Consider the following 23,212-nt stretch of genomic DNA (forward strand, 5'->3'; position numbering starts at 1 on the left):
GCGCGAAGGAGGGCGCAGGGGACATGCTCGACCACGTGATCAAGGGCGCGACCGTCGTCGACGGCACGGGCGCGCCCGCGTACACCGCGGACCTGGGGGTGCGCGACGGCCGGATCGCCGCCCTCGGCACGGTCACCGAACCGGCCCGCACGCGGACGGACGCGGCCGGACTCGTCCTCGCCCCCGGCTTCGTCGACCCGCACACCCACTACGACGCCCAGCTGTTCTGGGACCCCTACGCCACCCCGTCCCTCAACCACGGGGTGACCACCGTCGCGGCCGGCAACTGCGGCTTCACCCTCGCGCCCCTGAACCCGGGCCGCCCGGAGGACGCCGACTACACCCGGCGGATGATGTCCAGGGTGGAGGGCATGTCCCTGGTCGCGCTCGAGGAGGGCGCGCCCTGGAACTGGCACTCCTTCGGCGAGTACCTGGACGCGCTGGAGGGCCGCATCGCGGTCAACGCGGGCTTCATGGCGGGCCACTGCGCGCTGCGCCGGTACGTGATGGGACCCGAGGCGGTCGGCGGGCAGCCCACATCCGAGCAACTGGACCAGATGCTCGCCCTCTTCCACGAGGCGATGGACGCGGGCGCCTGGGGCCTGTCCACCACCCAGTCCGCCACCCACTCCGACGGCGACGGCCGGCCGGTGGCCTCCCGCCACGCCCGCCCCGCCGAACTGCTCGCCCTGTCCCGCGCGGTGGGCGAGCACGAGGGCACCCAGATCGAGGCGATCGTCGCCGGCTGCCTGGACCAGTTCAGCGACGCCGAGATCGACCTGCTGGCGGAGCTGAGCGCGGCGGCCGGACGCCCCCTGAACTGGAACGTCCTCACCGTCGACGCCTCCGTCCCCGAACGCGTGCCCCGCCAGCTCCTGGCCAGCGAACGCGCCCGCAAGGCGGGCGGCCGGGTGGTGGCCCTCACCATGCCGATCCTCACCCCGATGAACATGTCGCTCGGCACGTTCTGCGCGCTCAACCTCATCCCCGGCTGGGGCGACATCCTGGGCCTGCCCCTGCCCGAGCGCGTCACCAGGCTGCGCGATCCACAGGTGCGCGAGGAGATGCTGCGGCGGGCCCGCTCCAAGGAGGCGGGCGTCTTCCGGCGGCTCGCGGACTTCGGGCGGTACGTCATCGGGGACACCTACAGCGCCCGCAACGACGGACTGACCGGCCGCGTGGTCCGCGACATCGCCCGCGAACGCGGCCAGGACCCCTTCGCCTGCCTGGTGGACATCTGCGCGGCCGACGACCTGCGTACGGTCCTGTGGCCCATGCCCACCGACAACGACCCCGCGTCCTGGTCCCTGCGCGCGCAGACCTGGCAGCACGAGGACGTCCTGCTCGGCGGCTCCGACGCCGGCGCCCACCTGGACCGCATGTGCGGGGCGCCGTACACCACCCGCTTCCTCGGCGACTGCCTGCGCGGCCGCCGGCTCGCCACGCTGGAGCAGGCCGTGCGGATGCTCACCGACGAGCCGGCGCGGCTGTTCGGGCTGCGCGAGCGCGGCCGGATCCAGCAGGGCTGGCACGCCGACCTGGTCCTGTTCGACCCGGAGCGGATCGACGCGGGCCCGGCCACCCTGGTGCACGACCTGCCCGGCGACAGCCCGCGGCTGGACTCCAGGGCGCTGGGCGTGCGCGCGGTCTGGGTCAACGGTGTCGAGGCCATCCGCGACGACGAGGTGACCGGCGCCGTGCCCGGCAGGGTGCTGCGCTCGGGGCGGGACACCAGGACGGTGAGCACCCGGTGAGCGAGCCGCAACGGCTGTTCGTGGGCGGGGAGTGGGTGGAGCCGGACGGCGGCCACTACGAGGTCGTCGACCCCGCGACCGAGGCGGTCGTCGGCCTGGCGCCCGAGGCCTCCCCGGAGCAGGCGCGGGCGGCCTGCGCGGCGGCCCGCGAGGCGTTCGGGCCGTGGTCGCGCACGGCACCTCAGGAGCGGGCGGAGATCCTCGCGCGGGCGGCCCGCGCCATCCGGTCCGGCATGGGCCCGTACACCGAACTGGCGGTGGCGGAGACCGGCGCGACCACGGCGACCGCGCGCGCGATGCAGGTCGGCGTGGCCGCGGCCCGCTTCCGCCGGTACGCGCGCGTGGAGCCGGCCCAGTGGGCGGTCGAGCCGCAGATCAACGAGGCCGGGCCGATGGGCCCGGCGGCCGTGCTGGGCGCGCTCGCGGTGCGCCAGCCGGTCGGCGTCGTCGCCTGCGTCACCTCCTACAACAACCCCTGGGCCAACCCGGCCGGGAAGATCGCGCCCGCGCTCGCGATGGGCAACACGGTGGTGGTGAAACCCGCCCCGCAGGACCCGCTGTCCGTCTACCGGATGGCCGAGGCCCTTCAGGCGGCGGGCGTGCCGCCCGGAGTGGTCAACGTGGTGTCGGGGCGGTCGGTCGCGGTCGGCGAGGCGGTCGTGGGGAGCCCGGACGTCGACATGGTGAGCTTCACCGGCTCCACCGCCGTCGGCCGGCGCATCGCCGAGGTGTGCGGCAGGGACATGAAACGCACCCTGATGGAGCTGGGCGGCAAGGGCGCGGCCCTCGTCTTCGACGACGCGGACGTCGACGCGGCGGTCGCCGGCATCGGCACCACCTTCTCCTTCTACAGCGGCCAGATCTGCACCGCCCCGACCCGGGTGCTGGCGCAGCGCGGGGTGTACGACCGCCTGGTGCGGCGACTGGCCGGGTACGCCGGCCGGTTGCCGGTGGGAGACCCCCGGGAGCCGGGGACGGTCGTCGGCCCGGTGATCTCGGCGGCCCACCGCGACCGCGTCGAGTCGTACGTCGAACTCGGCCGCAAGGAGGGCGCGGTGGTCGTCACCGGCGGCGAACGCCCCCCGCAGGAGCGGGGGTTCTACGTCGCCCCCACCCTCCTCGCCGACTGCTCCAACGACATGCGGGTGTGCCGGGAGGAGATCTTCGGCCCGGTGGTGACGGTCGTCCCCTTCGACGACGAGGACGAGGGCGTCGCCCTGGCCGGCGACAGCGACTACGGCCTGATCGACTACGTCTGGTCGGCGGACGTGGCCCGCGCCTTCCGCGTGGCCCGGCGGCTGCGCACCGGTGGCGTCGGCGTCAACACCGTCGGCCGCAACATGGAGGCGCCCTTCGGCGGCTTCAGGAAGAGCGGAGTGGGCCGTGACGTCGGCGTGTACGCCCTGCACGCCTACAGCGAGGTGCAGTCGATCGTCTGGCCGGGCTGAGGCTCACCGCCGCAGGTCCACCCGCACTGTCAGCAGGTCCGTGCCCAGCGCCCGCACCGCCGCGCTGTTGTACCGGGGCAGGGTGCGCAGCCGGGCCACGGGGTCGTCGCCGGGCAGGATGTGGGCGGTGCCCGCGTACCAGCGGCCCCGGATGCGCACCCGCACCTCCGGGTGGACGCGGATGTTGCGCACGTACTGCGAACGCTCGCCGAACTCCGACACCAGCCAGAAGGTGTCGCCGGTGCGCCGGCCGCCCAGGGGGGTCCGGCGGGGCAGCCCGGAGGTGCGGCCCGTGGTCTCCAGGAGCGTCTGGAACGGCAGCCGGCGCGTCACCGGATTGACGACATGGCGCTGGAGGGCCGTGACGGCCCGGTGCTTGCGGTCGGCGGTGCGGGACATCTGCGGGCCTCCTGCGTCGGCGTCCGGTCACCGCCCATTGTGGGTCGGGTGGGGGACGGGTGGGAACCGGTGACTCCCTCCGGTGCTGATCACGGCGATCGTATGCTCAGGGGATGACGACTTCCGCGGCCTCCGGAACCGGACCCACCGAGAACTCCATGCGTCGCGCGCTCAGGCGTGCCCGGGAGGGCGTCGCGCTCGACACCGCCGAGGCGGCCGTGCTGCTCCAGGCCCGCGGCGACGACCTCGACGACCTCGCCGCCTCCGCCGCCCGGGTGCGCGACGCGGGCCTCGAGGCGGCCGGGCGGCCCGGCGTCATCACCTACTCCAAGAGCGTCTTCATTCCGCTGACCCGGCTGTGCCGGGACAAGTGCCACTACTGCACCTTCGTCACCGTCCCCGGCAAGCTGCGCCGCGCCGGGCACGGGATGTTCATGTCCCCCGACGAGGTGCTGGACATCGCCCGCAAGGGCGCCGCCCTCGGCTGCAAGGAAGCCCTCATCACCCTCGGCGACAAGCCCGAGGACCGCTGGCCCGAGGCGCGCGAATGGCTCGACGCGCACGGCTACGACGACACCATCGCCTACGTCCGCGCCGTCTCCGTACGCATCCTGGAGGAGACCGGCCTGCTGCCCCACCTCAACCCGGGCGTGCTGACGTGGACGGACTTCCAGCGCCTCAAGCCCGTCGCGCCGAGCATGGGCATGATGCTGGAGACCACCGCCACCCGCCTGTGGTCCGAGCCCGGCGGCCCCCACCACGGCTCCCCGGACAAGGAACCCGCCGTACGGCTGCGGGTGCTGGAGGACGCCGGCCGCTCCTCCGTCCCCTTCACCTCCGGCATCCTCATCGGCATCGGCGAGACCCACGAGGAGCGCGCCGAGTCCCTGTTCGCGCTGCGCAAGGTCGCACGGGCCCACCACGGCATCCAGGAACTCATCATCCAGAACTTCCGCGCCAAGCCGGACACGGCCATGCGCGGCATGCCGGACGCCGAACTCGACGACCTCATCGCCACCGTCGCCGTCGCCCGCCACATCATGGGCCCCTCCGCCTGCCTCCAGGCCCCGCCGAACCTGGTCGACGCCGAGTACGAACGCCTCATCGGCGCCGGCATCGACGACTGGGGCGGGGTGTCCCCGCTCACCATCGACCACGTCAACCCCGAGCGCCCCTGGCCGCAGATCGACCTCCTGCGCGAACGCTCCGCCGCCGCCGGCTTCGAACTGCGCGAACGCCTCTGCGTCTACCCGGAGTTCGTCCGCCGCGGCGAGCCCTGGCTCGACCCGCGCCTGCTCCCGCACGTCCGCGCCCTGGCCGACCCCGCGACGGGCCTGGCCCGCCAGGACGCGCCCGTGGTGGGCCGCCCCTGGCAGGAACCGGAGGAGGCCTTCACCTCGACGGGCCGCACGGACCTGCACGCGTCCATCGACACCGAGGGCCGCACCGGCGACCGCCGCACCGACTTCGACGAGGTCTACGGCGACTGGTCCGCCCTGCGCGAGGCCGCCGCCCCCGGCATGGCGCCCGAGCGCATCGACACCGACGTACGCCAGGCCCTGCGCACCGCGGCCGACGACCCGACGCGGCTCACCGACGACGAGGCCCTCGCCCTGCTGCACGCGGACGGCCCCGCCCTGGACGCCCTGTGCCAAGTGGCGGACGACGTACGGAAGTCGGCGGTCGGTGAGGACGTCACGTACATCGTCACCAGGAACATCAACTTCACCAACGTCTGCTACACCGGCTGCCGCTTCTGCGCCTTCGCGCAGCGCCGCACCGACGCCGACGCCTACACCCTCTCCCTGGAGCAGGTCGCCGACCGCGCCCAGCAGGCCTGGGACGTCGGCGCGGTGGAGGTCTGCATGCAGGGCGGCATCCACCCCGACCTGCCGGGCACCGCGTACTTCGACATCGCCAGGGCCGTCAAGGAGCGCGTGCCCGGCATGCACGTGCACGCCTTCTCGCCGATGGAGGTCGTCAACGGTGCGGCCCGCACCGGCATGCCGATCCGGGAGTGGCTGACCGCCGCGAAGGAGGCCGGTCTGGACACCGTCCCCGGCACCGCCGCCGAGATCCTCGACGACGAGGTCCGCTGGATCCTCACCAAGGGCAAGCTGCCCGCGGCGACCTGGATCGAGGTGATCGAGACGGCCCACGAGCTGGGCATCCGCTCTTCCTCCACGATGATGTACGGCCACGTCGACCAGCCCCGCCACTGGCTGGGCCACCTGCGCACCCTCGCCGGCGTCCAGCAGCGCACGGGCGGCTTCACGGAGTTCGTCACCCTGCCCTTCGTCCACACCAACGCCCCGGTGTACCTCGCGGGCATCGCCCGGCCCGGCCCGACCATGCGGGACAACAGGGCGGTCACCGCGATGGCCCGGCTGCTCCTGCACCCGCACATCCCCAACATCCAGACGAGCTGGGTCAAACTGGGCGCCGAGGGTGCGGCCGAGATGCTCCGCTCCGGCGCGAACGACCTCGGCGGCACCCTGATGGAGGAGACGATCTCCCGCATGGCGGGCTCGTCCTACGGCTCGTACAAGTCCGTCAAGGACCTGGTCGCGGTGGCGGAGGCGGCCGGCCGCCCCGCGAAACCGCGCACCACGCTCTACGGCGAGGTCCCCGAGGAGCGCCGGCGCGCGGCGGCCGCCTCGGACGGCCACCTGCCCGACCTGCTCCCGGTCCTGGACTGAGCCGGGGCGCCGGGCGGCCCACAGTACGATGATCCGGCCCCGACACGCGGGCCGGTCCCGACCCGGGGGCCGCACAGCAGCAGCCGAGGAGATGCGTGCCCATGCCGGCCCGAATACCTTCGTGGGCCTGGGTCAGCGGCCTGACCGCGTCGGCGGTCGTGGCGGTGGCCGTCCTTGCCGTACAGGCGGACCAGGGCCCGCACCCGGCGGCCGCGGCCGCCCACGCCAGGACCTCGGCGCCGGCGAGCGCGCACCCCTCGGCCGCCCCGAAGCACTCGGCTCCGCCCGCGCTGCCGTCCGCCTCGGGGACGGGCCGCCGGATCGTGTACGCGCTCGGCGCGAAGAGGGTGTGGCTGGTGGACGAGTCGGACAAGCCCACCCGCACTTTCCCGGTGTGGCCGGGCACGGTCAGCCCCGACCCGGGCACGTACAAGGTCTCGCTGCGCAAGGACTCCGTCATCGGCTCGGACGGTGTCCGGATCGAGCACATCCTCTACTTCGCCGCCAAGTCCGGCCTGTCGGTGGCCTTCTCCAACGCCGTCGACGGCGCCTCGCCGCCTCCCGCCGCGCCGGGCAAGCAGACGTCGGGCATCCGCATGGCCAAACAGGACGGCGCGGCCCTGTGGACGTTCGGCTCGGCGGCCACCAAGGTCGTGGTGGTGAAATAGGGCTTTCGCGCGGATCCGCCGGGATCCGTCCCCTCAACGCACCGTCCCCGTTCGATTACAGTGCTGGGCGTCGTACGTACGGACGGTTGCCGTGAGGGAGGTCTTGGTGGGTACGACGTCCGGTGCCGTCTGGGGGCGTGCCGAGCAGCAGGACTTCCGGAGCCGGGTGCGGGGCACCCTGCTCGGGGTGGCCGTGGGCGACGCCCTCGGGGCGCCGGTGGACGCGCTGGACCTCGCCGCGATCCGCGAGGCGCACGGCGCCGAGGGGATCGTCGACCTCGCTCCCGCCTACGGGCGGCGCGGCGCGGTCACGCACCTGACCCAGCTCACCCTCTTCTCCGTGGACGGCCTGGTCCGCGCCCAGGTGCGCCGCGACACCGGCGCCTGGCACCCGCCCACCGATCTGCACCGGGCGTATCTGCGCTGGGCCGCCACCCAGCGCGACTGGGGGCCCGACGAGCGGCGCAAGGACGACGGCTGGCTGGCCCGCGAGGAGTGGCTGTACGCCCGCCGCCACCCCACCCGCGCCCTCCTCCTCGGGTTCGGCGACGAGACCATGGGCACGCTGGAGGCGCCCAAGAACCCGGGCGAGGCGGGGCCGGAGGCGGTCGTGCGGTCCGCCCCGTTCGGGCTGCTGGTCGGGTGGGAGCCGCAGCTCGTCGTGCAGCTCGCCGTGGAGTGCGCCGCGCAGACCCACGGGCACCCCACCGCGTGCCTGGCCGCCGGGGCGTACGCGGTCATCGTGCACGCGCTGGCGCGGGGCGACGACCTCGACGGCGCCGTGCAGAAGGCGCTCGCGCTGCTCGCCGTCCGGCCCGGGCACCAGCCGGTGTCCGACGCCCTCCAGCACGCGCTCGGCGCGGTCCGCCAGGGTCTGCCCGACCCGTCCCGGGTGGAGGAACTGGCGGGCACGGGCACGGCGGAGGGGCTGCTGGCGGTGGCCGTGTACTGCGCGCTGGTCGGCGAGGACGTACGGCACGGGCTGTGCCTGGCGGTGAACCAGGGCGGCCCCTCCGGCGCCGCGGGCGCCCTGACCGGCGGGCTGCTCGGCGCGCTGCACGGCGAGACGGCCCTCCCGCCGGCCTGGCTGGCCGAGCTGGAGGGCCGTCCCACCCTGCTGGTCCTCGCGGACGACTTCGCGATGGAGATGACCCAGGGGCCCGCACTGCACGGACCCGCCGGATCCTGCCCGGGCTGGCTGGCCCGCTACCCGCGCGGGGCCTGAGCCGCCGTCCGCGCGGGGTGTGCGCCGCTATCCGCGCGGGGCCTGAGCCGCGTCGTCGCCCGCGCCAGCAGGTGCCGGGACGGCGGCCGCCGCCGGGGAGCCGCCGGGGCCGTCCCCGTCCGTGTTGACCCGCTCGATGACGGCCAGGCGCTCGGGGGTGTCCTCGGGCCTGAGGTAACCGACGACGACGTAGAGCACGAGGGAGACCGCGAGCGGCACCGAGACCTGGTACTGGAGCGGGACCCCGCCGTCGACGCTCCAGCTGACCGGGTAGTTGACCAGCCAGAAGGCCAGCAGGCCAAGCCCCCAGCTCACCAGCGCGGCGGTCGGGCCGGAGCGGCGGAACGGCCGGAGCAGGCCCAACATCATCGGGATCGCGATCGGGCCCATCAGTCCCGCCACCCACTTGATGACGACCGTGATGATGTCCTTGAAGGCGGGGGAGTCGACCTGGGTGGCCACCGCCATGGACAGGCCGAGGAAGACGACGGTCGTCACCCGGGCCGCCACCAGTCCCGGACGCGGTCCCCACGCCCGCGCCCGCCGCGAGAGCACCGGCGCCACGTCACGGGTGAAGACGGCCGCGATGGCGTTGGCGTCGGAGGAGCACATGGCCATCGTGTGGGAGAAGAAGCCGACGATCACCAGGCCCAGCAGGCCGTGCGGGAGGAGCTGTTCGGTCATCAGGGCGTAGGAGTCGGAGCCGTCCGGCTTCTGCGCGTGCACCAGGAGCGGGGACATCCACATGGGGAAGAACAGCACGACCGGCCAGACCAGCCACAGCACCGCCGACAGCCGGGCCGAGCGCTCGGCCTGGCGGGCGCTGCCCGTGGCCATGTAGCGCTGGGCCTGGTTGAGCATGCCGCCGTTGTACTCGAACAGCTTGATGAAGAGGAACGCCAGCAGGAACACCGTGCCGTAGGGGCCGACCAGCGGCTTGCCGTGGCCGTGCAGGGCCGGCTCGTCGAAGGCACCCAGGAGGCCGATGTCCTTGTCGTCCAGTTTCAGCAGCACCGCCACGAACATCGACAGGCCGGCCAGCAACTGGATGACGAACTGGCCGAGTTCGGTGAGCGCGTCCGCCCACAGGCCGCCGATCGTGCAGTAGATCGCCGTGATGACGCCGGTGACGAGGATGCCCTGATCGAGCGAGACCCCGGTGAACACCGACAACAGGGTGGCGATCGCCGCCCACTTGGCGCCCACGTCCACGATCTTCAGCAGCATCCCGGACCAGGCGAGCGCCTGCTGCGTGGGGAGGTTGTAGCGGTTCTTCAGGTACTCCAGCGGCGAGGCCACGTGCAGCCGGGAGCGCAGCCGGTTGATGCGCGGCGCGAACAGCTTCGAGCCGATCGCGATGCCGAGCGCGATGGGGAAGGACCAGGTGACGAAGGAAGTGACGCCGTAGGTGTAGGCGATGCCCGCGTACCCGGTGAACATCACCGCGCTGTAGCCCGACATGTGGTGCGAGATGCCGGACAGCCACCAGGGCATTCTGCCGCCGGCCGTGAAGTAGTCGCTGACGTCGCCCACGCGCTTGTGCGACCAGACGCCGATGGCGACCATCACGCCGAAGTAGCCGATGAGCACGGCCCAGTCGAGAGCGTTCATGTACCCGATCGTGAGTCCACCACCATGAACACGACAAGCAAGCGTGAGGTCAAGTGAGAGTAAAGATGTTCGTCTGAATGACTTCCGTTCATCTACATGAATCGTGCCCTGTCTGACGCGAAGTCGGGTCAGCGCATCAGCTCGCCCGCGTTGACCAGCAGCGACTGCCCGGTGATGGCGCGCGCCCGGTCCGACGACAGGAACACCGCCGCGTCCGCCACATCCCCGTCGGTGGCCGGCTCCGGCAGCGCCATCCGTTCGGTCAGCCGCGCCAGCACCTCCGCCTCCGGCACGCCCTCCGTCTGCGCGGTGAACCGCACGTACGCCTGCACCGGCGGCCCCCACATCCAGCCCGGCAGCACGGTGTTGACCCTGATCCGGTACGGCCCGAGCTCGCGCGCCAGCGAGTACATCGCGCTGGTCAGCGCCCCCTTGGACGCCGCGTACGCCGCCTGCTTCACCTGCGAGGGCGCGGCGAGGGCCGACTGGGTCCCGATGAACACCACCGACCCGCCCCCGCCCGCCTTGAGCGCCGGCAGACAGGCCCGGGTCATCCGCAGCGTGCCCAGCAGATTCACGTCGATGACCGACTGCCAGGTCGTGAAGTCGGCGTCCTCCAGCCCGCCGAAGTGGGAGTCCCAGGCGGCCACATGGACCACCGCGTCGATCCGCCCGAACCGCTCCCGCGCCAGCCCCGCGAGCGCCTCGCACTGCCGCTCGTCGGTGATGTCCGTCGCCCGGTACGCGGTGTGCCCGCCGTCCGGGTCGATCCCGGCCGCGCTCTTGGCGAGGTTCGCCTCGGTGCGCGCCCCGAGCACCGCGTTCCCGCCGTCCCGTACGACGGCTGCCGCGACCTGATGGCCGAGTCCGGCCCCGACCCCCGAGACGACCACGGTCCTGCCGGTGAGCAGCGGCATCGGTGCCTCCCCTGGTATGGCGCTTGGTCTGACGGGGCGTCAGAGTAAGGGCGACCGCAGGAGGACGGAAGGGGAAGCGCATGAGCGAGGACACCCGCAGCGAGGTCTACGCCGAGCTGGCCGCCGTCGGCCCCTACGGCGTCCACCCGGGCCACGCCCTGATCACCATGGTCGAACCGCACCCGGGTCACGAGTACGCCTACAACCGCTGGTACGAGGACGACCACTACTACGCCGGCGCCATGGCCATGCCCTGGGTGTACGCGGGCCGCCGCTGGGTCGCCACCCGCGATCTGCAACTCCTGCGCTACCCGGAGAAGTCGGCCGTCGCCCAGCCCGTCACCGCCGGCTGCTACCTCTCGACATACTGGATCACCGAGGGCCGCTACGACGACCACATGCGCTGGACCGTCGCGATCAACAAGCGCCTCAACCGCGACAGCCGGGTCCACCAGGCCCGTACGCACGTCTTCACCGCGTTCCAGGACCACGTGACCACCGTCTACCGCGACGGGGCCGCCGGACCGCGCGACTACCACGCGCTGGACCACCCCTACGCCGGGCTGGTCCTGGAGGTGATCGACGCCGAGTCGCCCGAGGCGCGGGACGAACTGGTGCGGTGGCTGCGCGCCCGGCACCTGCCGGGCCGGCTCGCGGGCTCACCCGCCGCGATGGTGACCGTCTTCCGGCCCACACCGCTGCCCGGCGACCGGATGACGTACGTCAAACAGGTCGAGGGCGTCGGAACCCGCCTCACCCTGCTGTGGTTCCTGCAGAGCGACCCGCGCCCGTGCTGGCGGGAGTGGTTCAGCGGCCTGGACGAGGCGGTGACGGTGGCCGGCCTGGGGAGGGTGGAACTGGTCGCGCCGTTCGTGCCGACCGTTCCCGGCACGGACACCTATGTGGACCGCCTGCGGACCGTCCACCGGGGAGAACGGGAGGTGGGACACGCGGAGGCACAAGCGGAGCCCTCTCGGCAAGGACGGCGGGCTGGTCGAGAGGGCTCTTGATCGTGCTTGTCCTGCTGGTCGTGCTTGTCCTGCTGGTCGTGCTCACGCGTGTCGACAGGTGACGGTGGAGGATCAGGGAGGACCCTCCCCGTTACGCCTTGACCGATGCCACGAAGATGTTCCACGCGTCGGTGGGGAAGCCGAGCACCGGCCCCTCGGGGACCTTGGAGTCCCGGACCGCCATGGCCGCGACGACCGGTGACTTGATCTCGACGCATGCGCCGTTGCCCGTGGAGTACGAGGACTTGGTCCACGTCTCCGTGGCGCCCTGACGAATTGCCATTTCTGCTCCGGATTGCCTGTGGAGTGGGTTCGCGCCAACGCTGTTGCTCGATGGCGTGATCGACGCTACCCGCCAGGCCCGAAGCCCGAAGAGGCTATTCACTCGACCGGATGGCATATTCCAACGGGACTTCCCCTCAGAGGCGGTCAGGGTGTACTGTGCCCGCCTCTTAACGTGCGTACTCGGCGTACTCCTTCGCGATGTCCGCGATGAACTGCCGCGACTGCTCCACGTTCAGCGCCTGCGCCCGCAGATGCTCGTACATCACGCTGTACTTCTGCACGTCGTTGGCCTTCTCCAGGTACAGGTCACTGGTGACGCCCTCGATGTAGACGACGCTGGAGTCGGCCGCGTCCGGGAACTCCAAGATCGCGTACTGGCCGTTGAGACCCGGGTGCGAGCCCATCTCGAAGGGGATGACCTGCACGGTCACGTGCGGCAGCTGCGACTGCTCCACCAGGTGCTCCAACTGCTCCCGCATCAGCGCCTTGTTGCCGACCACCCGGCGCAGCGCGGCCTCGTCCAGCACCGTCCACAGGCGCAGCGGGTTCTCGGCGGCGGAGATTCGTTCCTGCCGCCGCATGCGGACCTGGACGCGCTTGTCGATGTCCGCGGGCGCCGTCTCCGGCAGCGCGCCGGCGATCAGCGCCTCCGCGTACTGCCGGGTCTGGAGCAGGCCCGGGACGACCTGCGGATCGTAGACCCTCAGGCTCGCCGCGTCGGTCTCCAGGCCGATGTAGACGCTGTACGGGATGTCGCCGAAGGAGTGCCACCAGCCCTGCTGGCGCGAGTCCTTGGCCATCTGCATCAGCGAGTCCACGATCCGGTGGTCCTCCACCTCGTAGACCCCGCACAGGTCGCGCACGTCGCGCTGGCTGATGCTGCGCCTGCCGTTCTCCAGCCGGCTGATCTTCGACTGCGAAACCAGCAGCCGCTCGGCCACTTCCTCGGCCGTCATGCCCTTGAGCTCGCGGAGCCTGCGCAGCTCCTGGCCCAACCGGCGCCGCCTGACAGTGGGATTGACGTTGGACGCCACGGGACGCGCACCTCCGGCTGCAAGCCTCTACTTTGCGTATCTGCTGCTGAGCAGATTGCCACCAAGGTGCTTACTACCGCTGGAAAACCAGGTATATGCGTGAGGTTCCCGCGCATACCGGAGCCCAGGGCGCGGATCCACCGGGGCCGCCCTGTCCCGCGCGCCGGCCGCGAGAAAGCCGGCCGGCCGCGAGGGAGCCGCCGGGCGTGCCGGTGCCGAGGCGAACGCGTGGAGGCGCGAAGCGCCGAGCACGATCGGAGTCCCGGCACCGGCACGAAACGCCCGCAGGCGAACGAGCCATGGGACTCAGTGGGCCGCCAGGCGGGCCATGGAGCCGCGGTGGGGCTGCATCGGGACGCCCCGGGCCGGTTCCGCCGGGGCCCTGACGCCCGTCGCCGCCTGGCGGCCGGCCGGTGCCGGGCTGCGGCGGGGCTGGGCCGCCGCGCCGTTCTGGACGTCCATCACGGCGTGCGCCACCAGACCGCCCATCGGGTCGTGCCTGATGAGGTCCCGCAGCCGGGAACGGGACGAGCGGCCCTCGTTGCCCGGATACAGGTGCTTGCCGAGACCCACCGCGTGCGCCAGCGCGGCCAGCGCCGCCGTCCGCGGGTCCGGCGGCACGCCGGTGCGGATCGCGGAGTCCAGCCGGGCCCTGATCTCCCGGCTGATGGCGGTGTCCGTCGCCTGGTAGCGCGTCGTCGGCAGCACCCCGCACATCTGGCCGGGCACGGCGGCGACCATGCCGCACCGCTCCAGATGCGAGAGGTACGTCTGGCGCAGCCCGAGACGGGGCCCGCCGATCCAGTGGACGGCCCGTACCGGAGCGCCGCGCCTTCGCAGCAACTCCAACGCGCAGTCCAGAGTTGGATCTCCTGTCGGCCGTGGCACCACCACGGCGATACGATCCCCGTCTGGGGCTATCCGTCCGGCCAGCGCCAGCTCCACTAGCTGTGCTCCGGCCAGACCGAGGTCGAGCGACTGCGGCTGCGCAGTGGTACCCGTGGCCGGGTCCAGTGCCAGCAGCAGAAGCTCCTCCGGAAGTGTTCTGCGGCTCCTGCCCATCCATGCCTCCCCGCGTGGATGAATGACAGGGTGACCCCTCTCACATTGGTCTGTCGAGGGTGCGTGACCGCTTCGTGAGGGAACCGGTAGGTATGTCGTTCTCGTCTACCGCTTGGGTTGGGTCCGCGCACAGGACACTGGTACATGGTTCGGACAGCGGTACGACCGGGTGGTGAGGCCCGGTGGCACGGCTGCTTCGTCCGGGTGGCGGTTCAGTTGGCGGATCACGGTTCGTTGGCCGCGCGAGGCGTGCGGCGCATGGAGGAGGCATCGGTGGCGGGCGAGTCCCCCGACAGGTCGAAGCAGCGCGAGTCGTCGGCAGAACCGACGTCGGGGAGCGCGGGTCCGGTTCCCGAGGCCAGGGGTGAGTCGCGTGAGGTCCGCGACCCGCGCCTCGCACTGTCGGGCGAGGCGCGGGAGTCGCGGGAGGGCCGCGAGGCCCGGGAGTCCGGTGGCGTCGACACGGCCACGCGCGTGCTCTCCGTACGGGACCTGGTGGCCGACGAGGACGCGGATGCGGCCGGCGAGTCCGGGGACGCGCCGGAGGCGCCGCGCACGGGGGAGCCGGCGGACGCCGGGAAGGCCGGGAAGGCCGAGGAGGGCGGCGAGGCCGGGAAGGCCGAGGAGAGCGGCGAGGCCGAGGAGAGCGGCGACGACGGGGACGAAAAGAACGGCTCGGACGGCGAGGCCGACCGGGTAGGTGACGCGCGCCTGCGCGCGGCGGTGGCCGCCTGGGCGCGCTCCGGCGACGGGGAGACGAAGGAGGGCGCCTCCGAGGACGCCCCTTCCGATGACACCTCCCCCGAGGACGCCTCCACGGGGACGGAGAACCCGGAGAACACCGAGCCCGCCGAGTCGGACGAGCCGTCCGAGCCCTCCGCGGACGCCGAGCCCGCCGAGGACGCCGCCGGGAAGGACGCTCCCGAGTCCGCCGAGCCCGAGGACACCCCCCAGGCCTCCGAGGACGAGCCCGAGGACACCCCCAAGGCCGCCGAGCCGAAGGGCGACGCCCCCGGGGACTCCGGCAACTCCGAGGCATCCGACGGCGCCGAGGCCCCCGAGGACGCCGAGTCCGCCGAGCCCGGCGAGAAGCCCAAGCCGGCCGTCGACCAGCCCACCACCATGCTGAAGCTGGGCGGCACCGCCAAGCCCAAGCCGCCGGTCGACCAGCCCACCACCATGCTCAAGATCGGCGGCGACCCGAAGAGCGCGAAGGGCGAGCAGAGCGACAAGGCCGAGAAGGGCGGCAAGGCCGAGACCGACGCCGAGCGGACCAGCAGGTTCATCGCGCTCAAGCCGCTGGACGCCCCCGACACCCGTAAGCCGCAGCCGAAGACCGCATCCGCCCCCGCTCCCGCTCCCGCCCCGGACAAGCCGGGAACCGCACCCGCCGCCAAGCCCCGTCCCGCCCCCGCCGACGCGACCGCCGCCGTGCCGCAGGTCGGTCCCGAGCGGACCACCCAGCAGCCGCTGCCGCCCAAGCCGCCGCTGGACCTGCTGGCCGAGCTGACGAACACCCCGCCGCCCCCGGAGACCCCGCTGCGCACCGCCGTGCGCCGGGTCAAGATCTGGACTCCGCTGGTCCTGCTGCTGGTGATCGTCTTTGCGATCGTACAGGCCGTGCGCCCGCTGCCCGCGCCGTCTCTCGCGCTCACCGCCAAGGACAGCTACACGTTCGACGGCAGCAAGGTGAACCTGCCCTGGCCGAGCGAGGGCCAGGGCTGGATGGACGGCGTCGGCATCGGCACGATGGACCACTTCGGCAAGCAGACGCCGGTCGCCATCGGCTCGGTCGCCAAGACCATGACCGCGTACATCGTGCTGAAGGACCACCCGCTGAAGCCGGGCGAGGACGGCCCGAAGATCAAGGTCGACGCGACGGCGGAGAAGGAGGGCGGCTACAACAAGGCCGGGGAGTCCACGCTCGACACCGTCAAGGCCGGCGACTTCCTCACCGAGAAGCAGGCCCTGTCCGCGATCATGGTGCCCTCCGCCAACAACATCGCCCGTCTGCTGGCGCGTTGGGACGCGGGCTCCGAGGCGGCGTTCGTCAGGAAGATGAACGACACCGCCAGGGAACTCGGCATGACCGGCACGACGTACACCGACCCCTCGGGCCTGAAGGAGACCACCGTCTCCACCGCCCAGGACCAGGTGAAGCTCGGCAACGCGGTCGTGAAGATCCCCGCCCTGGTGGCGATCACCAGCGCGGCCAGCTGGAAGGACCCGTACGGCCACACCTGGGGCAACTACAACCAGCTCCCGTATCTCATCGGCGCGATCGGCATCAAGACCGGCACCACCACCGCGGCCGGCGGCAACCTGCTGTTCGCCGCGCGCAAGAAGGTCGGCGGCCAGACGGTCACCGTCGTCGGCGCGATCCTCGGCCAGCACAAGCCGGCGATCATCGAGACGGTCAACGCGGTCAGCAAGACCGCGCTGCTCGCGGCCGAGAACGCGCTCACCTCGGCGAAGATCCTCAAGAAGGGTGACGTCGTCGGGTACGTGGACGACCAGCTCGGCGGCCACACGCCCGTCGTCGTGACCAAGGACGTGCCCGCGGTCGGCTGGGCCGGGCTGGAGGTGAAGCTGTCCTTCGCCGCCGACCGGCTGCCGCACACCGCCAAGGCCGGCACCAAGGTGGGCACGCTCACCGTCGGTGACGGCGCGGCCGGCGCGGTCCAGGTCCCGGTCGCCCTCCAGAAGGACCTGACCGAGCCGGGCTTCACGGACAAGCTCACCCGCATCGCCTGACGACACCCGGCCCGCGTGCGGCACGCGGGCCGGCCCCACGCCCCCGTCGGGGAGCCCCACCCGGGAGCTCCGCGGCGGGGCGCGTGCTAGCGTCACGAATCGGGGCACGTCGCCGGTCGCGGGACGCGGCCGCGAACAGAGGACGGGACACGGGGAGTGCCTTCAGGTGGCCACAGCGGAGCCGACACGCGCCGACGACGCCGATCCGGGCCCGGGAGCCGGCCCGCGAATACCCGTGTCCACCGCCACTGACACGGACCGTCACCCGGAGCGCGCCGACCACCACCCTGACGGAGCCGACCCTCACCCGGAGGGCGCCGACCACCACCCCGAGGGCGCCGACCACCACCCCGAGGGGGCAGACCACCACCCTGACGGAGCCGACCATCAGCCCGATGGCGCCGGCCGTCACCCTGACGGAGCCGACCGCCAGCCCGATGGCCCCGACCGTCACCCCGAAAAGGGCAGCAGTGCCGCCCGGGACTTCGTCATGGCCGTGCGGGAGCGGATGCTGCGGCACCCCGCTCTGTCCATCACCGCCCTCGCGGGCCTGCTGCACATCGCCTGGTTCTTCACGTTCGCCAACAGCGGCGGCGACCTCGCGGCACAGGACGCCTGGGCCGAGTTCGTCGGCCGGCACCCCGACTCGGCGTACAACCTCGCCTGGTACGGCGGCATGCACCCGGTGTCGTACAGCGTGGTGTCGCCGTACCTGATGTCGGTGCTCGGCGTGCGCACCACGATGATGATCGCGGGCACGGTCTCGGCCGGCCTGCTGACGATGGTCCTCATCCGCAGCCGCGGGGTGCGCAACCCCCTGTGGGCCTCGCTGGCCGGTGTCTTCGGGCTGCTGTGCAACGCCATATCGGGCCGGGTGACCTTCGGGCTCGGCACCATGTTCGCGCTGGGCGCGGCCGCCGCCGTCTTCTGCTGGCCCCACCGCTGGCGCTTCAAACGCTGGGCGAAGGCCCTGGTCGCGGGCTCGCTGGCGGCGCTGGCCACCATGTCCTCGCCGGTCGCCGGGCTCTTCGTGGGCCTGATCGCGGTCGCGCTGTTCCTCCAGAAGCGGCGGCCGGGCGCCTGGGCGCTGGGCCTGGGCCCGACCGCGGTCGTGGCCGTGTCGGCCTGGCTGTTCCCGTTCTCGGGCACCCAGCCGATGACCTTCGCCTCGGTGATCCTGCCGCTGCTGTACTCGGTCCTCGCCGCCGTCCTCGCACCCAAGGAGTGGAAGACGGTCCGGATCACCGCCTGGGTCTACGGCCTCTCGGTGGTCCTGGTGTGGCTGATCAGCTCCCAGATCGGCTCCAACATCACCCGGCTCGCGATGCTGTTCGCCGGGGTGATGCTGGTGGCGGTGCTGCCCTTCGCGGTGCCGCGCACGCGCAAGTGGTACGTGACCGTGCTGGCCCTGGTCAGCTTCGTGGTGTGGATCGGCATCAAGTCGGTCGACGACATCGTGCACACCACCCCCGCCGCGTCCTGGGCGCGCGAGCTGGCCCCGCTCGTCAACGAGTTGCAGCAGGCCGGCGCGGAGAAGGGCCGCGTCGAGGTGGTCCCGGCCCGCTCCCACCGCGAGGCGTCCGCCCTCGCCCCGTACGTCAACCTGGCCCGCGGCTGGAACCGCCAGGCCGACATGGAGCGCAACCCGCTCTTCTACGACGACACGCTCAACTCCGCGAACTACCACGAGTGGCTCCAGCGCTGGGCCGTCCACTACGTGGTGCTGCCCAAGGACGACCCGGACGGCGACGGCGGCGAACGCGAACGCGCGCTGGTGCAGCGGGGCATGCCCTATCTGCGGCAGATCTGGGGCGACGCCAACTGGCAGCTGTTCAAGGTCACCGACCCCGCGCCGCTCGCCGAGCCCGGCGCGGTGGTGGACCGCGCCGAGCAGGGCGAGCTGACCATCGAGGTGCGCAAGGCGGGCCGGATCCTCATCCGCATCCCGTACTCGCCCTGGCTCAGCCTCGTCGACGAGAAGGGCAAGAGCCTCAAGGCCCCCCAGGAGACCGAGGCGTCCAAGCACCGCCCCGAGGGCACCCCGAAGACGTACGACAACGTCCACGGCTGCCTGATGGAGACCCAGCAGGACGCCAAGGGCGACAAGTGGACCATGCTCCTGGCGCCCCACGCCGGCACCTACCGCCTGGCAGCCCCGTACCAGCTCCCCCGCGGCACCCCGTGCCCGGACGAGCTGAAGTGAGACGGCCGGTCCGGCTCAGGCGAGCAGGTCCTCGACGGCCTTGGTGATCTCCGGGGACTCCGGCTCGGTCTGCGGGGAGAAGCGGGCGGCGACCTTGCCGTCGCGGCCGAGGAGGAACTTCTCGAAGTTCCAGCGGATGTCGCCCGCGTGGCCCTCGGCGTCGGCGAAGCCGGTCAGGCGGTCGTAGAGCGGGTGGCGGCCGGCACCGTTGACGTCGACCTTCTCCGTCATCGGGAAGGTGACGCCGTACGTCGCCGAGCAGAACTCGGCGATCTCCTCGGCGGTGCCCGGCTCCTGGCCCATGAACTGGTTGCAGGGCACCCCGAGCACGGTGAAACCCCGGTCGGCGTACCGCTCGTGCAGCCGCTCGAGACCGGCGTACTGCGGGGTCAGCCCACACCGGGAGGCCACGTTCACGATGAGGACGGCCCGCCCGGCGTACTGCCCGAGGTCCGCGGAGCCGCCCTGGAGGGCGCCGATCTCCACACCGAGGGGCGAGTCGGCGGGCGTGCCGGCGGAGGCGCCGCCGGGCGTGCCGGGCGCGGTGGCGTCGCTGTTGCTGTCTGCAGTCGTCATGCCCCGGATGCTAGTCGCGTGCGGTGACGGAACCGGCGGCCGCCTCGACGAGGACCTGCCCCGCGCCCGTGCGGGAGTACAGCACCGAGCGCCCGGCCCGCCGCCGCTCCACCAGCCCGCAGTCCAGCAGCACCTTCAGATGGCGGCCCACCGAGCCCAGCCCCTGCCCGGTCACGGCGGTCAGCTGGGTGGTGCTGAGCGGCGAGTCGAGCAGGACCAGCACCTGGGCGCGGGCCCCGCCGAGCAGCGCGCCGAGCCCGGCGGGCACGGCGGCCCGCTCGCCCGTGCCGGCGAGGGCGCCCGCGCACGGGTAGACGACGGCGTAGCGGCGGGCCGGCTCGTCCCACGAGACCCAGCCCGACCGCGGGGTCACCGGCACGAAGAGGAGCTCCGCACCGGAGATCTCGCGCGGCGGATACTCGTGCAGATTGACCTGGAGCCGGTTCTCGCCGAGCCAGCGCGTCCCCGGTCGCAGCGCGTCCAGCACCGCCGCCCAGCCGCCCCGGCTCACCTGCGCGGTCCGCGCCACCACGTCCGCCTCCAGCACGCGCCGCCGGCGGTCCCAGTACGGCCGTACGGCATCGCCCCACACGTACTCCAGGAGCCGCGCCGCGCGTTCGGGCACGTCGTCGCCCTCCAGCGCGGCCGGCAGCGCACGGCCGCCGAGGGACACGCGAAGATGGGCGCGGGCCTCCCCGGGCGCGGTGGCGCGCACCCGTGCGACGCCCTCCTCGAAGCTCTCCCCGTCCAGGGGCGTCGGCGTGAGGAAGTCGGCGATCCAGTCCCGGCCGAGCCCGGCCCGTACGAGGAGCGCGGTCACGGGATCGTCGGCCAGCAGCGCGCGGTAGGCGGGCAGGTGCGTGCGCAGCCAAGCTTGCTCGCCGGGGTGCGCGCCCAGGCGTCCGGCCGCGCCCCGGTGCAGCAGCTGGAGGCTCGCGAAGGCCTCCGCGAGCGGCGAGAGCAGGAACCGGCTCCCGGCGAGCGTGTCGGCGTTCACCTGCCACCAGCCCACGGACCGGGCCCCCTCTCGCGAGTCCGACACCCCCGACGCCCCCGGCGCCGGCTGATGTTTCGCACGTACGCGAAACAATAACGGCGGCCGCCGCGCCCCCCCGCACACTCCGGCGCATGCGCAGCTACCAAGACCTCTTCCGCACCCCGGAGTTCACCCCGCTCTTCCTCGCCGCCGCCGCGCAGACCGTGGCGCAGACGGTGAGCGGTCTCGCGCTGGGCACCCTGGTGTTCCGGTCGACCGGTTCGCCGCTGCTGTCGGCGGTGAGCATGTTCGGCCCCTCGCTCGCCCAGGTGCTGGGCGCGACCTTCTTCCTCTCCGGTGCGGACCGGCTGCCCCCGCGCCGGACGCTGGCCTGCGTCTCCCTCGCCTTCGCCGCCGGCACGGCGCTGCTCGCCCTCCCCGCCCTGCCGGTGTGGGCCCTGTTCGCCGTCGTCCTGGCCCAGGGCCTGGTGGCGTCGCTGGGCGGCGGCGTCCGCTGGGGCCTGCTGAACGAGATCCTGTCCCACGGGGGCGGCGACGGCTATCTGCTGGGGCGCTCGGTGTTCAACATGATGAGCGGCCTCATGCAGATCACCGGCTTCGCGGCGGGCGGACTGCTGCTGGCCGCGCTCTCACCGCACACCTGCCTGCTGCTGGCCGCCGCCCTCTACGCCACCGCGGCGGCGGCCGCCCGCCTCGGCCTCACCCCCCGGCCGCCCCGCGCCACCGGCCGCCCCTCGGTCTCCACGACCTGGCGCACCAACGCCCTCCTCTTCTCCGACCGCCCCCGCCGCCTGACCTACCTCGGCCTGTGGCTCCCCAACGGCCTGGTGGTCGGCTGCGAATCGCTCTACGTCTCCTACGCCCCCGCCGCGGCCGGCACCCTCTTCGCCTGCGGCGCCCTCGGCATGCTGGCGGGCGACGTGACGGTGGGCCGCCTGCTGCCACCGGCCGTACGCAGGCACATGGCCACCCCCCTCCTGCTCCTGCTGGCAGCCCCGTACCTGCTCTTCGCGCTCCACCCCCCGGTGTGGCTGGCCGCCTGCCTGGTCACGGCCGCCTCGGCCGGCTTCGGCGCGAGCCTGGTCCAGCAGGAACGCCTGATGACCCTGACCCCACCCGACCTCAGCGGCCACGCCCTGGGCCTCCACTCGGCCGGCATGCTGACCATGCAGGGCGCAGCAGCCGCCCTGGCAGGCACCATCGCCCAACTCACCACCCCGGCTTGGTCCATGACAACCATGGCCACCATCTCGACCGCGGTGACCCTCACCCTCGCCGCAGCGGGCCGTCGTACCCCGTCCAGGACGACCGAGCCGGCGCAGCGCGCCCGAGGAGACCACGGCAGCGACCTGGAGCCGGACACCGCCGTGTGACGCCTCCACCTATCTGCGACGCGAGCTCACGTACTGATGCCGGGGCCCGGGCACAGGACCCTCACTCGTCCTCCCGGGCTTCCGGGAGCTCGGGGGAGGTGTCCGCTTCCAGGAGGCGTTCGCCGATGTCGTCGGCCCACTGCTGGGCCCAGCGGCGGAGTTCGGCGGTGGCGTGGTCGTCGAGGCCGTAGGCCGTGAACTCGCGGTCGTCGAGCCACTCGGCGCCGAGGAGGCGGGTCTGGAGGTCGGTGAGGTCGAAGGTGTCGCCGGAGTGGCGGCGGCCGAGCTCCTCCAGCTCTGGGTGGCTCCAGCGGGCGGAGGCCGCGTGGACGTCGACGAGGTCGGGGGCGAGACCCTGGCCCGCGAGGGCCCGTACCCGGGTGCCGACCAGGTCCTCGAGGGACAGCACGGGCCCGAGCTCGCTGGACTCGGCCGGCCGCCACAGCACCTCCTTGAGGATCTGCACGGCACACTCCTCGTCGCTCGCGGGGTCGCCGACCACCAGGCGGGCGGCGAGTGCCTCCGTACCCGTACACGCCAGCCGCGTTCTTCGAGCCCGGAGCGGACCGCGGCCGCGATGTCACCCGTCGCGGCCGGACTCTCGGTGACGAATTCGACGTCCCGGCTGACGCGGCGGACCAAGCCGTGCGCCTGCACCGCGTGCCCTCCGCCGAGCGCGAGCCCGTACGGCTCCCCGGCCGCGAACACGTCACGCAGCAGCCGCCGCCGCACCTCACCGACCTCGGTGATCACATGGCGATTATGGCCGCTGGGGACTCGGTCACTTCGCCATTTCGCGGGCGAACGCGGCGTACTTCGAGGGCAGGCCCACCGAGGACGGGAGATCGCACCGGTGCCGGTCAGCCCTTGACGGAGCCGCGCAGTACGCCGACCACGCCGGCCGCGGTGACCCCGGAGACGTTCCCGTGGTGCTCACGCCCTCGGCGCCGCCGTAGTCGACGACGATCGACCCCCCCCACGACGCCCGCCGGGGCCTCGACGCGCCGCGGACCGTCCGCCACCGCCACCGCCACCGGCACCGGCACCGGCACCGGCACCGGCACCGGCACCAGCGCCGGCCCGGCACCGCATCAGGCGTTCGGCGGACACGGAGCCGGGGCCGGCAGGCCATGCGGGTGGAATCTCGACGGCGCCGCTCGGCATGAGGGAGTCGCGGGCATGGATGACCTGCCCCTT

Annotated in this window: 16 protein-coding genes and 2 pseudogenes; 9 read left to right on the forward strand and 9 right to left on the reverse strand. The window is 72.9% G+C overall.

All coding sequences use genetic code 11. The annotated features are described in order from the left end of the window. Positions 1-8: 8 nt before the first annotated feature. Both IE217_RS20290 and IE217_RS20295 read left to right on the forward strand, forming a co-directional pair. Positions 9-1,754: pseudogene (locus IE217_RS20290) on the forward strand (N-acyl-D-amino-acid deacylase family protein); the annotation flags it as partial. Further along, positions 1,751-3,202, forward strand: coding sequence for an aldehyde dehydrogenase family protein (locus IE217_RS20295; RefSeq protein ID WP_190179317.1), 1,452 nt, complete (start codon positions 1,751-1,753; stop codon positions 3,200-3,202). The pseudogene IE217_RS20290 and the gene IE217_RS20295, both read left to right, overlap by 4 nt. Positions 3,203-3,205: 3 nt before the next feature. On the opposite strand, the gene IE217_RS20300 is transcribed toward IE217_RS20295, so the two are convergent. Continuing rightward, positions 3,206-3,601, reverse strand: coding sequence for a nitroreductase/quinone reductase family protein (locus IE217_RS20300; RefSeq protein WP_190179318.1), 396 nt, complete (start codon positions 3,599-3,601; stop codon positions 3,206-3,208). 113 nt (positions 3,602-3,714) lie between these two features. Between IE217_RS20300 and IE217_RS20305 the strand changes: the two genes are divergently transcribed. The 3 genes from IE217_RS20305 to IE217_RS20315 all read left to right on the forward strand — a co-directional run bounded on the left by IE217_RS20305 (position 3,715) and on the right by IE217_RS20315 (position 8,193). Further along, complete coding sequence (locus IE217_RS20305) at positions 3,715-6,300, forward strand: bifunctional FO biosynthesis protein CofGH (RefSeq protein ID WP_190179319.1); 2,586 nt, start codon at positions 3,715-3,717, stop codon at positions 6,298-6,300. Positions 6,301-6,401: 101 nt separating this feature from the next. Further along, the gene (locus tag IE217_RS20310) at positions 6,402-6,968 is read left to right on the forward strand and encodes a hypothetical protein (RefSeq protein WP_190179320.1); all 567 of its coding nucleotides are present in this window, start codon (positions 6,402-6,404) and stop codon (positions 6,966-6,968) included. A 106-nt stretch (positions 6,969-7,074) separates the two neighbouring features. Beyond that, positions 7,075-8,193: an ADP-ribosylglycohydrolase family protein gene (locus tag IE217_RS20315; protein WP_190179321.1), complete on the forward strand. Its 1,119-nt coding sequence runs from the start codon at positions 7,075-7,077 to the stop codon at positions 8,191-8,193. A 27-nt stretch (positions 8,194-8,220) separates the two neighbouring features. Here IE217_RS20315 and IE217_RS20320 read toward each other — a convergent pair whose 3' ends face one another. Further along, positions 8,221-9,804 (reverse strand): sodium:solute symporter family protein, encoded by a 1,584-nt coding sequence (locus IE217_RS20320; protein WP_190179322.1) that lies wholly within the window; start codon positions 9,802-9,804, stop codon positions 8,221-8,223. A 128-nt stretch (positions 9,805-9,932) separates the two neighbouring features. After that, entirely contained in the window at positions 9,933-10,721 is a 789-nt protein-coding gene (locus IE217_RS20325; RefSeq protein WP_190179323.1) for an SDR family oxidoreductase, read from the reverse strand. A gap of 80 nt (positions 10,722-10,801) precedes the next feature. On the opposite strand from IE217_RS20325, the gene IE217_RS20330 reads away from it, so the two are divergent. After that, positions 10,802-11,731 (forward strand): hypothetical protein, encoded by a 930-nt coding sequence (locus IE217_RS20330; protein WP_229865429.1) that lies wholly within the window; start codon positions 10,802-10,804, stop codon positions 11,729-11,731. Between the two features lie 91 nt (positions 11,732-11,822). Here the strand turns inward: IE217_RS20330 and IE217_RS20335 are convergent, their stop codons facing one another. From IE217_RS20335 to IE217_RS20345, 3 genes are all read right to left on the reverse strand, one after another. Beyond that, positions 11,823-12,014 (reverse strand): DUF397 domain-containing protein, encoded by a 192-nt coding sequence (locus tag IE217_RS20335; protein WP_190179324.1) that lies wholly within the window; start codon positions 12,012-12,014, stop codon positions 11,823-11,825. A gap of 169 nt (positions 12,015-12,183) precedes the next feature. Then, the gene (locus IE217_RS20340) at positions 12,184-13,050 is read right to left on the reverse strand and encodes a helix-turn-helix domain-containing protein (protein ID WP_190179325.1); all 867 of its coding nucleotides are present in this window, start codon (positions 13,048-13,050) and stop codon (positions 12,184-12,186) included. 306 nt (positions 13,051-13,356) lie between these two features. Then, the gene (locus IE217_RS20345) at positions 13,357-14,112 is read right to left on the reverse strand and encodes a GOLPH3/VPS74 family protein (RefSeq protein ID WP_190179326.1); all 756 of its coding nucleotides are present in this window, start codon (positions 14,110-14,112) and stop codon (positions 13,357-13,359) included. Positions 14,113-14,370: 258 nt separating this feature from the next. On the opposite strand from IE217_RS20345, the gene IE217_RS20350 reads away from it, so the two are divergent. Further along, positions 14,371-16,866 carry a D-alanyl-D-alanine carboxypeptidase gene (locus tag IE217_RS20350; protein ID WP_190179327.1) on the forward strand — a complete coding sequence of 832 codons (2,496 nt, stop codon included), beginning with the start codon at positions 14,371-14,373 and terminating at the stop codon, positions 16,864-16,866. A 166-nt stretch (positions 16,867-17,032) separates the two neighbouring features. Then, the gene (locus IE217_RS20355; protein WP_190179328.1) at positions 17,033-19,069 is read left to right on the forward strand and encodes a DUF8823 domain-containing protein; all 2,037 of its coding nucleotides are present in this window, start codon (positions 17,033-17,035) and stop codon (positions 19,067-19,069) included. A 15-nt stretch (positions 19,070-19,084) separates the two neighbouring features. Here the strand turns inward: IE217_RS20355 and IE217_RS20360 are convergent, their stop codons facing one another. Beyond that, on the reverse strand, positions 19,085-19,645 hold the full coding sequence (locus IE217_RS20360; RefSeq protein ID WP_190179329.1) for a glutathione peroxidase: 561 nt from the start codon (positions 19,643-19,645) through the stop codon (positions 19,085-19,087). Between the two features lie 10 nt (positions 19,646-19,655). Further along, complete coding sequence (locus tag IE217_RS20365; protein WP_190179330.1) at positions 19,656-20,657, reverse strand: winged helix-turn-helix domain-containing protein; 1,002 nt, start codon at positions 20,655-20,657, stop codon at positions 19,656-19,658. Positions 20,658-20,773: 116 nt separating this feature from the next. On the opposite strand from IE217_RS20365, the gene IE217_RS20370 reads away from it, so the two are divergent. Beyond that, positions 20,774-22,015, forward strand: a complete 1,242-nt coding sequence (locus IE217_RS20370) for an MFS transporter (RefSeq protein ID WP_190179331.1) — start codon at positions 20,774-20,776, stop codon at positions 22,013-22,015. A gap of 61 nt (positions 22,016-22,076) precedes the next feature. Here the strand turns inward: IE217_RS20370 and IE217_RS20375 are convergent. Beyond that, positions 22,077-22,765, reverse strand: a pseudogene (locus IE217_RS20375) (hypothetical protein). Positions 22,766-23,212: the final 447 nt, after the last annotated feature.

The sequence above is a fragment of the Streptomyces naganishii JCM 4654 genome, from assembly GCF_014650575.1.
GTDB lineage: Bacteria > Actinomycetota > Actinomycetes > Streptomycetales > Streptomycetaceae > Streptomyces > Streptomyces naganishii.